Origin of the sequence: Aeromonas sp. SE22, from assembly GCF_038739755.1 — a bacterium.
GTDB lineage: Bacteria > Pseudomonadota > Gammaproteobacteria > Enterobacterales > Aeromonadaceae > Aeromonas > Aeromonas jandaei.
The window spans coordinates 66379-80235 of record NZ_JBCGFD010000008.1 but is presented as its reverse complement, the minus strand read 5'-3'; the positions used below and the strand labels follow the sequence as shown (position 1 = coordinate 80235).

Sequence of the window (13857 nt, the reverse complement as noted above, 5' to 3'; positions counted from 1 at the left end):
GCATCATGACCCATCCGTTTCTGTTTCATCCCCAGGTGGCGCCCTGGTTCAAAGAGAGTGCCGATGCCCTGCAACTGACCCTTTTCAGCGAGCTGGATGCCCCCATCCGCGAGGTGTGGCTGCGCCACGAGCCGGACAACGAGGAGTACCTGATCCCGATGACGGCGATCTCGACCCGCGACCGGCTGCAGGTATGGCAGGTGAACCTGCCGCTTGGCAAGGGGCAGGATATCCACCTCTACTGCTTCAAGTGCCTCACCGACGAGGAGCAGTGGTGGCTGCACGGCGCTGGCGTCAGCGCCGCCATGCCGCCGCGCGAGCAGCATTTTCGCTTCAATAGCCTGCACCAGCCACCGGCCTGGGTGCAGGATCAGGTGTTCTACCAGATTTTCCCCGACCGCTTCTACAACGGCGACCCGTCCCTCAGCGTCAAGCATCACGAGTACGAGTATCGCGGCAAGGCGGTCATCAGCAAGGCGTGGGGCGAGCCGGTCAGTCGCCACGAAGAGGGCCACGGCGCCTGCGAATTCTATGGCGGCGATCTAGCGGGCATCGATGCCAAGCTGCACTATCTGCAATCTCTCGGGGTGACGGCGCTCTACCTCAACCCCATCTTCGATTCGCCGAGCAACCACAAGTACGACACCCAGGACTACTTCAAGGTGGATGCCCACCTCGGCAGCAACGAGCAGTTCGCCGAGCTGACCCGCAACCTGCACCAGCGCGGCATGAAGATCATTCTGGATGCGGTGGTCAACCACACCTCGACCCAGCACCCCTGGTTCTGCCCGCCACTCGGCGCCCAGAGCAACCCGGATTCGCCGTGGCGCAGCTTCTACACCTTTGACAACGAAGGGGATTACGTCAGCTGGAAGGGCATTCGCAGCCTGCCCAAGCTCGACTTCTCCTGCGAGAAGGTGCAGGACGCCGTCTATCGAGCTGACGATGCCATCCTGCGCTACTGGATGCGCGCCCCCTACCAGATCGACGGCTGGCGCTTCGACGTCATCCACATGCTGGGTGAGCGCGGCACCGCCGAGGGCAACAGCGGCCACGTGCGCGCCATTCGCGGGGCGGTGAAGCAGGAGAACCCGGACGCCTACGTGCTCGGCGAACACTTCTTCGAGGCGAGCCAGTGGCTACAGGGGGATCAGGAGGACGGCGCCATGAACTACTACGGCTTCGCCCATCCGATCCGCGCCTTCCTGGCCGGCAAGGATATCGCCTACCACCCCATCAAGATCAGTGCCGAAGAGCTGGATCGCTGGCTCAAGCTGGCGCGGGCCCACATCCCGTTCAAAAACCAGCTGGCCCAGTTCAACTTGCTGGACAGCCACGACACTGCGCGCTTCCTCCACCTGCTGGGTGAGGACAAGCAGCGGATGCGCCTCGCGGCCACGTTGCTGCTCACCTATATCGGCGTGCCATCCATCTACTACGGCGATGAAGTGGGGCTGTCCGGCGGCAACGACCCGGACTGCCGCCGCTGCTTCCCGTGGGAGACCACCGCCTGGGATCACGTGCTGCACGACCACTATCGTCGGCTGATCCAGATCCGCCGCCAGCGCCCCTCCCTGCGCCGCGGTGATATCCAGACCCTCTACGCCGGCCCCCACAGCTATGTGTTCGCCCGCACCCTGCAAAGCGATCAGGTGGTAGTTGCCTGCAACCGCCACCCGAGCGAGCCGCGCACCATCAGCCTGCCCCTGTGGCAGACCGCGAGCCCGGCCAGCCGCTTCACCGATGCCTTCAACGGCGAGAAGTTCGAGGTGGTGCAGGGGGAGCTGCAGCTGACCATCCCGGCCAACTCGGCCCGGGTGCTGCTCTCCAGTTGAATAGCGTTATCTCGCATATAAAAAACCGGAGCCTGTGGGCTCCGGTTTTTTATGCGCCACAGCTGGCCGGCAGTGCCCTTGTGCAGAGCACCAGCGAACCGGGCTGAGCATCAGTAGTTGATGCTGACGTAGGGCACTTCCGCTACCTGCCACAGCTGTTTGAGATAGACGGTGAGCACGAAAAAGAAGTTGGCCAGCAGGTTGGCGAAGCGGTAGAGGATAGGGTCGAAGCTGACACCGCTCTCCTCGAGGCGCACCAGCAGTCGCACCACCTTCTTGCTGCCACAGCGGCACAGATGCAGGGTCGGGATCGGCTGCGGCCCCTGCGGCAGCACAAAACCGGTGACCCGGCCCCGGCTCGCCTCGTTGTAGTGGTCGTAACGGGCCTTGAGCCACTCAAGGTCTGCCTCGAAGATCCCCAGTTTGCCCCGCACCGAGCCGTTGAGGTTGTAAATGAGGCGCTGCAATGCCGCGAGATCCGCCAGCATGGGCGCAATATCGGCATCCGGCGAGAGGTGTGACAGCACTGCACCGACCTGGCAGCAGAGTTCATCGGTGGCGATCTCGAAGTCACACTTGAGCGAGGTTTCGAAGATGAAGGGGTAGCAAAGCTCGCGCTTGTCTCGGGGCTTTTTCGGGTTCATTGGCTGGCCGCATCGGGAAAAAGGCCAGTTTGCCAGCCCCCGCAGGAGCTGGCAAACGGCCGGTCAGGAGTTAATCAATCCCGATGGCAAGCACTCAGGCACTCTTGCCGCTGCTGGCAGGGTCGGTCGCGGGCTGGAACTGGCTCAGCATCCGCAATGCCTGCAGCATGCGTTCGTTGAAGCTGGTGAAACTGCTGACCTGCGCCGGATCAGTCTGACCACGCGCAGCCAGCACGGCCGGGGTCAGCGCCTGCTGCTGGGACTCCGGCAGCACGGCATCGGCCTGCTTCTGTACCTCGTCCAGCTTGGGCAGATAGTCGGCAAACGGCTTGAGCAGATCCTGCAGGGAGCTGGCCCCCTGATAGGTCTGGCTCAGCTTGACGCTCTGCTTGAGCTTGAGCGAGTAAGAGGCCAGCTGGGTGTCATCCAGCTTCAGGTCGCCCGCCTTCTTCAGCACATCATCCAGATTGCCGGAGAAGAAGTCGCCGGCCAGACCGTCGATCCCCTTGACCAGCTTGCCGATGGAGTCCATCTCCTCCTTGCTGAGATCACCCTCCAGCGAAAAGCTGAAGCTCTGGCTCGATTTGAGACTGAACTGGCTGCCGCTGTCGCTCTTCTGGGATCGGGTCTGCCAGCTGTCGTTGAAGCGCAGCACCACCTTGTCGCCATCCTTGGTCTGGATCTCCAGCGAACCCTGCTGGCGACTGGCCATCTCGGCCTGCCCCATATCGGTCGTGGAGACCTTGCCAAAGAACTCCTTCTCAAACTCGTCGAGCCCCTTCTGGATCAGCTTGTAGCTCTGATCCATGCCGGTCTTGATATCGCCGTTGTCAGCCCAGTCACCCAGCTGCTTGCGGGCATCACCAAACCCCTTGTCCACCCCTTTGCGGGCCTGCTCCATCATGCCGGTCAGGGCATCATCCGACTTGCCGTCGGCGCGGGCCGCACCCAGCCGCCCGGTGACAAACTGCAACACGTTGTCCGCCACCGACTGGAAGTCGAACAGGGTATCCGGGGTAACCTCTTCCGGCTGATCCTGGGTCTTGGGCGCCTGATAGCTCTGCCCGTTAATCTCCAGCGCAAACTGCAGCGCCTGCTGGATCAGCACCTGTGCCCACTTCGGGGGCTTGTGCAAGGAGACCTCATCCTCGCTGTTGAGCTGTTTTGACTCCGCCTGTTGCGGCGATTTGGGAGAAACACCCACTCCCTTGGGTTGGGCTGCGCCCACGCCGTCGATCTGCATAATGTGTCCTCCCACCATGCCTGTAGATCCGGTATCGGCCTGACTGAACATTTCTTGACCACAAAATGCTGGACAATCTGTGGCTGGCTTTTAAAATCGGGCCCCTTTGGGTGGCCTGTTGCCATCCTGCGATTTCGACCCGGCCCGGCCGGTGTGCACATGAGGTATCTATGACCCAGTCCCAACAGCCTTCTGCGGATGCTCCGGCGCCAAGAACCCCGGCCGACTACCAGGCCCAGCTCGATGAGAAGAGCGCGCGCCTCACCGGGCTGTTTGCCAGCTTCAACCCTCCCGCGCTGGAGGTGCACAGCTCACCGGCGGAGTACTACCGGATGCGCGCCGAATTTCGCATCTGGCACGAGGGGGACGACCTCTTTCACTGCATGTATGCCCCGGCGACCAAAGAGATTATCCGGGTCGACCACTTCCCCACTGCCAGCCGCCTCATCAACCAGCTGATGCCGGTGCTGCTGGAGGGGCTGCGCCCCCATCAGGTGCTGCGTCGCAAGCTGTTCCAAATCGACTACCTCTCCACCCAGTCCGGCCAGATCATCGTCAGCCTGCTCTACCATCGCAAGCTGGAGAACGAGTGGCAGCAGGCCGCCGAGGCGCTGCAGGCCGATCTGCGCGCCAAGGGTTTCGAGCTGCAGCTGATTGGCCGTGCTCACAAGCAGAAGATCTGTCTGGGCGATGACTTTGTCATCGAGCAGCTCAACGTGGCCGGTCGCCAGCTCATCTACAAGCAGGTGGAGAACAGCTTCACCCAGCCCAACGCCGCCATCAACGAGCAGATGCTGGGCTGGGCGCTGGAAGTCACCAAGGGGAGCGAAGGGGATCTGCTGGAGCTCTACTGCGGCAATGGCAACTTCTCCATCGCGCTGGCGCAGAACTTCCGCAAGGTACTGGCCACCGAGATCGCCAAGCCGAGCGTTGACTCCGCCCAGTTCAACATCGCCGCCAACGGTGTCGACAACCTGATCATCCTGCGCATGTCAGCCGAGGAGTTCACCATGGCGATGCGTGGCGAGCGGGAGTTCAACCGCCTCAAGGGGGTCGATCTCGGCGCTTACCAGTGCAACACCATCTTCGTCGACCCGCCCCGCGCCGGTCTCGACGATGCCACCGTCAAGCTGGTGCAGGAGTACGACAACATCCTCTACATCTCCTGCAACCCGGAAACCCTGCAAGCCAACATGGCCGTGCTGGGCGAAACCCACGAGATCGCCCGCTTCGCCCTGTTCGACCAGTTCCCCTGGACCCACCATATGGAGGCCGGGGTCTACCTGCGCCGCAAGGCGGGTTGATTCGAAGGGATACAAAAACAGGGCCGCTTGGCCCTGTTTTTTTATGGCGTATCCGGCCATTACCGCAGCCGGAAGTGGCTTACTATCTCCCTGAGCCGATCGTAGGTCTGCTGCATCGAACCTGAACTGGCGACCGTCGCCTCCCCGTTGTGGGTCAGCTGGCGGATCACCTCGGCGATGGCGCTCATGTTGCGGTTGATCTCCTCCGCCACTGCGCTCTGCTGCTCCGCCGCCGTGGCGATATGGCTGATGAGATCATTGATCTCCACCACCTCTCCCGCCATCAGATCCAGCGACTCATTGACCCTGGTAGTGTTCTCGGCCGCCCCCTGACAACTCTGCTTGGTGTTCTCCATCGCCTCCACCACGGTGCGGCTGCCCCGTTGCAGGCTGGCCAGCATGGTCTGGATCTCCGCCGTGCTCTGCTGGGTGCGGGCGGCAAGGGAGCGAACCTCATCGGCCACCACTGCAAAGCCACGCCCCTGCTCGCCAGCACGAGCCGCCTCGATAGCAGCGTTGAGGGCCAACAGGTTGGTCTGCTCGGCAATGCTACCGATCACCCCCAGCACGGAGCCTATCTGCTGCACATCCTGCTGCATCGCCTCGATGGAGCGGGCAGTCTCCTCCACCTCGTCCACCAGCGCCATCACGCTGGCCATCGCCTGATCCACCACCTGCCGGGACTGGCTCGCCAGCTGCTGGCTCTGGCCGGTGAGCCGGGCGGTGCTGGCTGCACTTTCCGACACCGAGACTGCGGTGCGGCTCATCTCGTTGATGGCAGTCACCACCTGTTCGGTCTCGCGCACATGATCCGCCAGCAGGGACTGGGCTGCGCCAGTCTGGCTGGCCAATCCGGCAATGCCGCTGTTGAGCTGACCGCTCGCCTCCTGCACCTCGCCCATCATCTCCTGCAGCCGCTCGATAAAGCGGTTGATGCCGGCCGAGATCTGGCCCAGATCATCGGTACTGGTCACCGCCAGCCGGCGGGTGAGATCGCCACTGCCGCGAGAGAGCTCCAGCACCAGATCCCGCAGCGAGAGGATGGGGCGATAAGCCACGTTGAGCGCCAGTATGGCGAGTACCATCACCACCGCGGCGACGCCAAGCAGCGCCATGATGATCTGGCCGTTGAGTGCCCGGGTCATGGCCTGGATGTAGTCGAGGTCGATGTAGCCGGTCAGGGTCCAGCTGTTGCCGCGAATATCCAGCTGATTGGGGCGCGCTTCGCTCTCCCCCTGCGGTTTGCTGTTGTAGAGCTCATTGCCCTGGCCATCGGCCAGCGAGAAGTAGCGCCCCTCGCCACTCATCTTCGCCAGCAGGCTCTTGAACTCGCTCATGTCGAGGTAGTAGAGATAGGCCGAATCTGCACCGCGCGGCACCAGTATGGTGATGACCGGCTTGCCATCCACCTGTTGCAGCGGACTGACGGTGATCTGGTTGTTGGCGGCGGGGATCAGCTTGCGCAGCGCATCGACCTTGGCCGTATCGTTGATGACACCGCTCACGTCGAACGCCATGTCACCGATCACTTTGACGATATTGTGAAAGCCTGTCTCTTGCAGGGTCTTCTTGACGTTGGTCACCCCGAAGTTGAGGTTGGCGGCCAGCAGGATTTTCTGATTGATGTCGCTGGCCAGCTTCTCTTTGACCAAGGTGATCTGTTCGTTGATGTTCTTGGTCGCCTGGGTGCGGATGTAGGCGCTGATGAAGTGATTGACGCTGAACCAGGCGGTACCGATGGTGACCAGAATGGCCAGCAGCAACAGGACGTAAATCTTGACCTTGAATGGCATGGGATCCCTCCAGAAGAGAGGGCTGGCACTGCCAACCCTCCCTGCCAATCGTTATTTCTTCTTGGCGTACTTCATGGAGTCCAATGCCACCGCCAGAATGATGATGCCGCCCTTGATGATGAACTGCCAGTAAGGGCTGACGCCGATATAGGTCAAACCATAGTTGATCAGGGTGAAGATAAGTACGCCGGTGATCACACCTGCGACAGTTCCCACCCCGCCGGCAAACGACACCCCGCCCACCACGCAGGCGGCGATGGCATCGAGCTCGTACATGAAGCCGAGGTTGTTGGTGGCACTGCCGATCCGGCCCGCTTCCAGCATGCCGCCGAAGGCGTAGAATACCCCAGCCAGCGCATAGATCATCACCAGATTGACCGCAACGTTGACACCGGAGACCTTGGCTGCCTCGGGGTTGCCGCCGATGGCGAAGATGTTCTTGCCAAAGCGGGTCTTGTTCCACAGCACCCAGACAAAGACGCTGGCGATGGCCGCGTAGAAGGTGAGGTACGAGAGCTTGAAGCCGCCGATCCGGATAAAGCCCTGGGCGAAGCTGGAGAAGCGGGGGTCAAAACCGGCCACCGGCGAAGCGCCCACCGAGTCGAAGTAGAGGGAGTTGATGCCGTAAACGATGATCATGGTCCCCAAGGTGGTGATAAAGGGGGTCACGTTCAGATAGGCGACGATAAGACCGTTGACCAGACCTATCAGGGCACCCACCACGCACACCAGCAGGATCACCGCAGGAATGGGCACCTCCCCCAGCGTCGGGAAGACCTTGTTGACGTTGGTCAGTGCCTGCAGCATGGTCGCCGCGATCAGCGCCGCCAGACCGACCTGACGACCGGCCGAGAGATCCGTACCCTGGGTGATGATGATGCCTGCCACCCCCAGCGCGATAATGACCCGCACCGAGGACTGGGTCAGGATGTTGCTGAAGTTGGTGAGACTCAGGAAGGAGGGTTCCTTGATCACGATGATCATGAGCAGCACCAGCAGCACCACGTAGATGCCGTTCTCCTTGAGCGCCCGCATCAGATTGAAATTTTTAGCCGACTCCATAAATGTCTTCCTGTCTCTAGAGGTACAGAGATGCCAGGCGCAGTATCTCGCTCTGGTCAGTTTCTTTGGTGTTGACGATCCCGGCGACCCGGCCATTGCTCATGACCATGATGCGGTCGGTGATGCCGAGCAGTTCGGGCATTTCGGAGGAGATGATGATGATCCCCTTCTCCTTCTTCGCCAGCTCCAGAATGAGCTGATAGATCTCGAACTTGGCACCCACGTCGATACCGCGGGTCGGTTCGTCCAGCATCAGGATCTCCGGCTGGGTCAACAGCCAGCGGCCGATGATCACCTTCTGCTGGTTGCCCCCGGAGAGGGAACCGATCTGGGTCTGCTGGGTCGGCGTCTTGACCCGCATGGAGTCGATGACCCACTGGGTATCGCTCTTCATCTTGTTGTCGCTGAGCAGCCCCATGGAGCCCTTGTAGTTGTCCATGTTGGCGATCAGGGAGTTGAAGGCGATATCGAGACGGGAGTAGATACCGGTGGAGCGGCGCTCCTCGGTCACCAGCGCAAAGCCGTTGCGGATCGCTTCGTGGGCGTTGTGGTTGGCCACCTCTTTGCCATGCAGCTTGATGCTGCCCTGGCTGCGATCGCGAATGCCGAACAGGGTCTCGACGATGTCGGTGCGCTTGGCCCCCACCAACCCGGCGACACCGAGGATCTCCCCCTTGTGCAGGTTGAAGGTGATGTCCTGAATGGAGGGCTGGTTCTTCGCCGTCAGATGTTCGACCTCGAGGATCACCTCTTTCGGCTGGTTGGTTTTTTCCGGGAAGCGCTGGGTGAGCTCGCGACCGACCATCATGCCGATGATCTGATCCATGGTCATCCCCTTGAGCGGCTGAGTTGCCACCCACTGGCCATCCCGCAATATGGTGATCTCGTCACAGAGCTGGAAGATCTCTTCCATCTTGTGAGAGATGTAGACGATGCCGCACCCCTTGTCCTTCAGCTTGTTGATGATCTTGAAGAGGTGACTCACCTCTTTCTCGGTCAGCGAGGAGGTAGGCTCGTCCATGATGACGATCTTGGCATCGTAGGAGAACGCCTTGGCGATCTCGATCATCTGCATCTGGGAGACGGAGAGGGTCGCCACCTTGACCCGCGGGTCGATGTCGATATCCAGCTCCTCGAAGATGCGCTTGGTATCTTCGTACATCTTGCCGTGGTCGATAAACCACCCTTTGGTTGGGTAGCGACCGAGCCACATGTTGTCCATCACCGAGCGCTGCAGCACCAGGTTGAGCTCCTGATGCACCATGGAAACGCCGTTCTCCAGCGCCTCTTTGGAGGAGGTGAAGTTGATCTCCTGCCCCTTGAAGAAGATCTTGCCCTGATCCTTCTCGTAGATGCCGAACAGGCACTTGAGCAGTGTCGATTTTCCCGCCCCGTTCTCGCCCATCAACGCATGCACAGAATGAGGACGGACCCGTAAATTGACATTATCGAGTGCCTTGACGCCAGGAAAGCTCTTACTGACGTCAATCATCTCCAACAGCCATTCTGATTGTTGCTGTGTTGTCATATCAGCCATCACATCTGGTTGAAAAAAGGGCAAGGGGATCTCCCTTGCCCTGGAGGAGGGAATTATTCGAATTGGGACAGGTTGTCTTTATCTACGCCGACGTAGGGAACACGCACGACCTTGTTGACGATGTTCCACTTGGTGCCTTCACCAGCCGCTTTGCCTTCAGCCAGGTTCTTGGTCAGCTCGTAGGTCGCCTTGGCCTGGTTGGCCGCATCGTTCAGCACGGTACCGGCCATGGCACCGCTCTTCACCAGTGCCAGCGCTTCAGGCAGCGCATCGACACCGAATACCGGAATGGCAGTCTTGCCCTGTGCTTTCAGTGACTCGACAGCGCCCATCGCCATGCCGTCGTTGTTGGCGATGACCACTTCGATCTTGTTGGCGTTCGGGCCGGAGATCCAAGCGTCCATCTTGTCCTTGGCCATGGCGGTATCCCACATACCGGTATCCATGTGCAGCTGCTGGGTCTTGATGCCACCGTCATTCAGGGTCTTGATGACGTAAGTGGTGCGCGCTTCGGCATCCGGGTGGCCCGGCTCCCCTTTCAGCAGCACGTACTGAATAACGCCATCCTTGTTCAGATCCCAAGCCGGATTGGCTTTCCAGTGTTTGGCAATCAGGTGACCCTGGATGATGCCTGACTCCTTGGAGTCGGTACCTACGTAGTAGGCCTTGTCGTAGCTGGCCAGATCGGCAGCACTCGGCTCCTTGTTGTAGAAGACCACCGGAATATCTTCGCCACGGGCCTTCTCAATCACCACTGGAGCGGCAGCCGGGTCAACCAGGTTGATGGCCAGCGCCTTCACGCCCTTGGCCAGCAGCACGTCGATCTGGTCGTTCTGCTTGGACTGGTCGTTCTGGGAGTCGTTCATCAGCAGCTCAACCCCGGGGTTGGCAGCCGCTTCCTTCTCGATCGCCTTGCGTACCACCGCCATGAAGTTGTCGTCATATTTGTAGACGGTCACCCCGATGCGGGTTTCAGCGTGGGCAGCAGTGGCACCAGCCATCAGGCCCAGCAGCAGGGCAGCAACGGTCGTCATTTTTTTCATTGTGTGTGCTCCGATGTATCTATCCATGAGTTGTAGGGTGGCGAGCTATTGAGCAATCGCCCTTCAATGTAATCAATTTGTTGTCATTTCTTCTGTGATCATGACGACAAAATGAAAACGATTACACTCTGTTACATTGAATCTTTTTCTTATTTTTCAAATACATAAATTCGAGCGTTAATTTTTGGACTCAATCTATTCCGCAGCATTGAGGCTAGTCGCTAACGGGCTGTTGTCAAAAAGCTCAGCCAAGGGTGCAGTGCCAGCGATAGCGACGGGCAGTCAGCTGATACTCGGGGCGCACGCTCTGGCTCCAGGAGTCATCGCCACCCACTCCCATGTGAGCACCATCGAGGCAGACCCACAGCCCCTCCTCTGCCACCAGATCGCTCTGGTGACGGGCAGTGGCCAGCTGCTGCTGGCTGAAGCGACTGACGCTGAAATGGAAAGCGCCACTCACACGCATCGACCCCAGCTGCAGCTCGCGGGTATCGCAGCGCAAGCCGTTGTCGGTCGGGAAGACGTAAGGGGTGTACATGGCCTCCAGCGGCAAGCTCCAGCGACCCAGATCGGCGCCCAGCAGGCGATCCGGATAGTTTTCGTGGGGGCCGCGTCCCAGCCACTGCACCTGCTCAACCGGGTCAGCCAGATGGATTAGCAGACCGATCCGCGGCAGCGAAGGCAGCGCCTGCGCCAGTTCGCACTCGATGTCGAGACTCATGATGCCGTCGTCAGCAAAGCGGTGATGCCAATGACTCAGCAGTTGCAACTGCTCCTGATGGAAATAGCCGTGAGTCACCCGCAGCTCACTGCCGGCGACCACCACGCCCAGACAGCGGTGCTGCCACTGCTCAAGCCCACACGCCTGCCAGCGGGCAATCCAGGAGTTGGGGTCGGCGTGATCCGCTTCGCTGGTGCCGATGTCGTTGTCGAGCGGCGCGCGGTAGAAGTGATCCATGATCGGCGTCAGCAACTGCTCCTGCCCCGATTTCTGCCAGCTGGTGATGTGCCCGCTCTGCTTGTCGAGCCGCCACTGACTGTTCGCAGTGGTGATCAGCCAGCCGTCGGCCTGCTCAACCATCACCGCAGGGCTGACTGGTGCAGGTAGCGCCAGCGGTGACGGCAGCATGAATTGCTGGCGCGCCACCTCGTGCCCAGCCGCAGACCAGGGGGTGGCATTCGGCTGGAAAATGGCCAGATCGAGCCAGGCCAGCGAGCCCGCCGCAAAAGCGGGTAGCGTCCCGCTCAGGGTCAACTCGACCGCCCCTTGAGCTGCCAGCACGAGAGACACCTCCACCTCCAGCACCACTTGGCCGTTTTCACTCAGCTGCCAGCAAAGCCGCTCGTTGTCGGTTTCCCGGAACAGGTATTCGCTCTCGATCCGCACTCGCAGCGGGGAGTGCCCAAGCAGAGTGAAGCGAAACGGCTGCTGGGCGCGCTTTGCCTCTAACAGCGCGGGATGGGGAGTGCGATCCGGGAACAGCAGGCCGTTGCAGCAGAACTGGCGATCGTTTTGCACATCGCCAAAATCACCGCCATAGCCCCAGTAGTGGCGACCATCGGCGGTGTATTTGTCGAGCCCCTGATCGACCCAATCCCAGACAAAGCCCCCCTGCAATCTCGGATGATCGCGAAACGCCTGCCAGTAGTGGGCGTAGCCTCCCAGGCTGTTGCCCATGGCGTGGGCATACTCGCAGAGGATCAGCGGCCGGGTCTCTTCCGGCAGGCCAATCCACTTGGCCAGCGCCCACTTGGGCACCGCCGGGAAGGGTTGATCCTGATGGGTTCTGGCATACATGGGACAGATGATGTCGGTCGCCGGAGTATCGGCCCCGCCCCCCTCATACTGCACCGGACGGCTCGGGTCGCTGCGCTTGATCCAGCCATACATGGCATCGTGGACCGGGCCGTAACCCGACTCGTTGCCCAGCGACCAGATTATGATCGAGGGGTGGTTGAAATCCCGTGCCACCATGCGGGTGGCCCGCTCCAGAAAGGCGTTGCTCCAGGCGGGATCCCGCGCCAACCGCCCCATGGGGGTCATGCCGTGAGTCTCCAGATTCGCCTCATCCACCACATAAAGGCCGAGCCGATCGCACAGGCGATAGAAGTCGGGATGGTTGGGATAGTGGGAACAGCGCACCGCGTTGAAGTTGTGCCGCTTCATCAGCAGCAGATCCCGCTCCATGGTGGCGCGATCAATGGCATAGCCTTTGGCGGGGTGGTGTTCGTGACGGTTGGCACCGCGAATAAGCAGCGGCTGACCGTTGACCCGCAGCAGACCGCCACGGATCTCTACTCTCCGAAAGCCCACATCATAGGCTTCGCTCTCGATAGGCTCGCCCTGCTCGTCCAGCAAGGTCAGGGTCAGGCGATAGAGGTGAGGCGTCTCGGCGCTCCACTGGTGCGGCGCAGCCACATCGAGCCACAGCTCGGCGCGATCGTCATATGCCCCTTTTTCATCAATCGTTTGGGTACCGATCGGCTGGCGCAGGGTCGCAACCCGCTCGCTGCCGTCATAGAGATTGGCCTCCACCGAGAGGCCAACTGCATTGGCCGCCTGCAGTGCAATCTTGAGGCGGCCATCGCGATAGCAGGCGTCCAGCGCGGGAGTGACCCGGATATCTATCAGATGACGGGCCGGTTTGTGCAACAGGCTGACGGAGCGGAAGATCCCAGACAGCCACCACATATCCTGATCTTCCAGATAGGAGCCGTCGGACCAGCGCAACACCAGCACCGCCAGCCGGTTGCGACCGGCCTGCAGATATGGGGTCAGATCGAATTCGGCGGGCAACCGGCTGTCCTGAGAGTAACCGACCCAGCGACCGTTGCAGAACAGGTGGAAGGCGCTGCTCACCCCGTCGAAGATGATCCGGCTCTGGCCGCTGGCCAGCCAGTCGGCAGGGAGTTCGAACTCACGGGAGTAGCAACCGGTGGGGTTCTCTGCCGGCACTCGAGGCGGATCGCAGGGAAAGGGGTACTTGATGTTGGTGTAGATGGGGCCATCGGTAAGTGGCCGCACAGCCGGATAGGCAGCATCCAGCTGCCAGTTGCCCGGCACCCTAATGGGGCAGGCATCCGCCAGATCCTGTGCCAGCCAGCTCTCGGGCACCAGCTCGGGAGCGGCAAAGAAGGAGAAGCACCACTCGCCATCCAGTGAACGGCGTGAGGGTGAAAGGAGGTCGTCTCTGGCATCCGCTTCGCTACGCCAGCTGAACATGGGGGTATGGGCAGCCAAGCGGTTTACCGAAGTAATCGCCTGAGTCTGCCAATCCTGACGCGCCACTATCTCCCTGAGCATTCCCCTTCTCCCTGATGACTGGAAAACGTATTCCAGTCTAGAGAAGTGTGGCCAGGGGATCGGCGATCTCGCTCACACAGATGTAAACGATT

The 13857-nt window shown here is 60.7% G+C and carries 9 protein-coding genes; 2 read left to right on the top strand and 7 right to left on the bottom strand.

Annotated features, from left to right (window positions below):
* Positions 1–5 precede the first annotated feature (5 nt).
* Entirely contained in the window at positions 6–1835 is a 1830-nt protein-coding gene (gene malZ / locus AAHA39_RS13655) for a maltodextrin glucosidase (protein WP_320656274.1), read from the top strand.
* Positions 1836–1945: 110 nt separating this feature from the next.
* On the opposite strand, the gene AAHA39_RS13650 is transcribed toward malZ, so the two are convergent.
* Positions 1946–2479 carry an ATP--cob(I)alamin adenosyltransferase gene (locus AAHA39_RS13650; protein ID WP_182926798.1) on the bottom strand — a complete coding sequence of 178 codons (534 nt, stop codon included), beginning with the start codon at positions 2477–2479 and terminating at the stop codon, positions 1946–1948.
* 94 nt (positions 2480–2573) lie between these two features.
* A complete protein-coding gene (locus tag AAHA39_RS13645) occupies positions 2574–3722 on the bottom strand; it encodes a DUF5610 domain-containing protein (protein WP_043850621.1) in 1149 nt (382 codons plus the stop codon).
* A 170-nt stretch (positions 3723–3892) separates the two neighbouring features.
* On the opposite strand from AAHA39_RS13645, the gene trmA reads away from it, so the two are divergent.
* Entirely contained in the window at positions 3893–5026 is a 1134-nt protein-coding gene (trmA, locus tag AAHA39_RS13640) for a tRNA (uridine(54)-C5)-methyltransferase TrmA (RefSeq protein WP_185227949.1), read from the top strand.
* Between the two features lie 59 nt (positions 5027–5085).
* Here the strand turns inward: trmA and AAHA39_RS13635 are convergent, their stop codons facing one another.
* The 5 genes from AAHA39_RS13635 to AAHA39_RS13615 form a co-directional block, all read right to left on the bottom strand.
* A complete protein-coding gene (locus AAHA39_RS13635; RefSeq protein WP_320656273.1) occupies positions 5086–6819 on the bottom strand; it encodes a methyl-accepting chemotaxis protein in 1734 nt (577 codons plus the stop codon).
* 51 nt (positions 6820–6870) lie between these two features.
* Positions 6871–7881, bottom strand: coding sequence for a galactose/methyl galactoside ABC transporter permease MglC (mglC, locus tag AAHA39_RS13630; RefSeq protein ID WP_040069707.1), 1011 nt, complete (start codon positions 7879–7881; stop codon positions 6871–6873).
* A gap of 16 nt (positions 7882–7897) precedes the next feature.
* The gene (gene mglA, locus AAHA39_RS13625) at positions 7898–9418 is read right to left on the bottom strand and encodes a galactose/methyl galactoside ABC transporter ATP-binding protein MglA (protein ID WP_042029537.1); all 1521 of its coding nucleotides are present in this window, start codon (positions 9416–9418) and stop codon (positions 7898–7900) included.
* 53 nt (positions 9419–9471) lie between these two features.
* Positions 9472–10461, bottom strand: coding sequence for a galactose/glucose ABC transporter substrate-binding protein MglB (mglB, locus tag AAHA39_RS13620; RefSeq protein ID WP_041209758.1), 990 nt, complete (start codon positions 10459–10461; stop codon positions 9472–9474).
* A gap of 244 nt (positions 10462–10705) precedes the next feature.
* Complete coding sequence (locus tag AAHA39_RS13615; protein WP_320656272.1) at positions 10706–13765, bottom strand: beta-galactosidase; 3060 nt, start codon at positions 13763–13765, stop codon at positions 10706–10708.
* Positions 13766–13857 lie beyond the last annotated feature (92 nt).

Coding starts and splice junctions, on each gene's coding strand:
- malZ (WP_320656274.1), top strand. CDS start 6: ATGACCCATCCGTTTCTGTTTCATCCCCAGGTGGCGCCCTGGTTCAAA.
- AAHA39_RS13650 (WP_182926798.1), bottom strand. CDS start 2,479: ATGAACCCGAAAAAGCCCCGAGACAAGCGCGAGCTTTGCTACCCCTTC.
- AAHA39_RS13645 (WP_043850621.1), bottom strand. CDS start 3,722: ATGCAGATCGACGGCGTGGGCGCAGCCCAACCCAAGGGAGTGGGTGTT.
- trmA (WP_185227949.1), top strand. CDS start 3,893: ATGACCCAGTCCCAACAGCCTTCTGCGGATGCTCCGGCGCCAAGAACC.
- AAHA39_RS13635 (WP_320656273.1), bottom strand. CDS start 6,819: ATGCCATTCAAGGTCAAGATTTACGTCCTGTTGCTGCTGGCCATTCTG.
- mglC (WP_040069707.1), bottom strand. CDS start 7,881: ATGGAGTCGGCTAAAAATTTCAATCTGATGCGGGCGCTCAAGGAGAAC.
- mglA (WP_042029537.1), bottom strand. CDS start 9,418: ATGGCTGATATGACAACACAGCAACAATCAGAATGGCTGTTGGAGATG.
- mglB (WP_041209758.1), bottom strand. CDS start 10,461: ATGAAAAAAATGACGACCGTTGCTGCCCTGCTGCTGGGCCTGATGGCT.
- AAHA39_RS13615 (WP_320656272.1), bottom strand. CDS start 13,765: ATGCTCAGGGAGATAGTGGCGCGTCAGGATTGGCAGACTCAGGCGATT.